Here is a 1,577-nt window from a genome sequence, read left to right as displayed (position 1 = left end):
CCTTCACAAGGAACTTGCACTGGCTGCGTTGCGACGTGCCCTTTGGTCTGGCGCACCGCGTTCCAGACGCGAGCCGAGGCCATCGCCGCGCTGGCCCGTTACATCGATGGCTTCTACAATCCCCGACGCCGTCACTCGGCACTCGGCTTCACAAGCCCCACCCAGTTCGAGAGGGGCATCGCCCACCAAACCGCTCTCCACTGAACTGAAGCAAGTCCAAAGCGCGTCGGTTCCCGAACCTGCCGTGCGGGTACGCCAATGAGCGCGGTCACAACGGCCATGATCGGCTCCCGAGGGCGTTCCGAATGAGCGTCATCGTGCCTTGACGCGGCAAAGATCGGTTTTGGCGCGGCATGGTGTGTCGGCCCTTGTGAAGTCCAGAACGAGGGCATCCCTCTACCCTGGCGGCCCACCTTCAGCAGCCGTCACAGACACCGTCGTCCTTCAGTAGCTTTTCATCAATGCGGTGGGCATGCCGATCCATCTGCCGGATCTGGGCGCCTTGACTGCCCTGGAGAACACCCTCGCTGTCGTTGAGCGGCGGCGTCGTGATCGCCTGCTGYTCCATGGTGTTGATCTGCGCATTGCTGGGGATCGTSACCTYGCTCTGCGCGAGSCGGGCGTGCGGTTCTGCCCACGCAGGGCTCCCGAAGGTTCCGAAGGGCAGCGCCACGGTCATAAATGCCACAAGCACGCGTGGGGTCTTCATCGACAGCTCCCGAGCGAGACTCATCAGCGCCGGCGCGAGCATGGAAGAGCGTTGGCGGCTCGGCTTGATCGAATGGGACAAAAGCTCGACATCCCAGCTCRCGAACCGCGACGAACGTACGGAAACCTCGGGTACGCCGCGGTTTTTATCCCGTTCGGCAAGCCGGATGGTCCAAGGGATCAAGCAGCCCTRMGAGGAGGCGCTACGGTCGATCTTACATGACCGCGGTATTCGCCCTCGCGCGGGAGCCCTGTATGYGCGCCGGCAAGTCTGAAGGGCCGCCATTCAGGCGGGCGCKGAAGCCGGCGATAGCAGGCCTTCGTATGCCGGTGCCTGTCCACWAYCTCGCSTCGGACGACGCCGCGGATGTSGGCATTGTTCGCATCGGCATCGCYGCGGAGRTCGCTGCCGTCCCTCGGAGATTGGGCCTCGATATGGATGGCGACATCCGCACGGCCAGCGGCGCTATTGCCGAGGACGGGACGCTCTCGGTCGCTGATCTGGGCAAACTGATGAGCCTCTGTGTCGCCCGAACAAACTGTCCACATTTTGGACTGCTGGTGGGCCAGCGGAACCTCCTCGCCTCGCTCAGACTCGTGGGCGCCCTGATGCCCCAGTCGCCGACCGTTGGCGAGATCCTGGCCAAGTTCGTGCGGCACCTACACAGAGAGGATGCCACCACCGCGCCCATGCTGATCCAGCGCGGTGACACCGCGCGCATGAGTTACACCAGTGGTTCACCTGGGACTACGTGCGCGGATCAGATCGCCGACGGTGCGGTCGCGACCGGCGTGAACGTCCTGCGTATGCTGTGCGGATCCGAGTGGTCGCCGACCGAGGTCCTACTCCCGCGGGTCCTACTCCCGCG

At 64.2% G+C, this 1,577-nt stretch carries 2 protein-coding genes and 1 pseudogene; 2 read left to right on the top strand and 1 reads right to left on the bottom strand.

Features of this window, described 5'->3' with window-relative positions; genetic code table 11:
* Nucleotides 1–204, top strand: a pseudogene (locus AC1DXK_RS30975) (hypothetical protein); the annotation flags it as partial.
* Nucleotides 205–415: 211 nt separating this feature from the next.
* Here AC1DXK_RS30975 and AC1DXK_RS30970 read toward each other — a convergent pair.
* Nucleotides 416–892, bottom strand: coding sequence for a hypothetical protein (locus AC1DXK_RS30970; protein WP_477299706.1), 477 nt, complete (start codon nucleotides 890–892; stop codon nucleotides 416–418).
* A gap of 251 nt (nucleotides 893–1,143) precedes the next feature.
* On the opposite strand from AC1DXK_RS30970, the gene AC1DXK_RS30965 reads away from it, so the two are divergent.
* Nucleotides 1,144–1,577, top strand: a 434-nt coding sequence (locus AC1DXK_RS30965) for an AraC family transcriptional regulator ligand-binding domain-containing protein (protein WP_477299705.1), incomplete at its 3' end; no start/stop codon positions are given.

It is taken from the genome of Methylobacterium sp. P3_A11, assembly GCF_056403155.1.
Note: the sequence above shows the minus strand (reverse complement) of the source record. Positions and strands in the feature narration are given on the sequence as shown.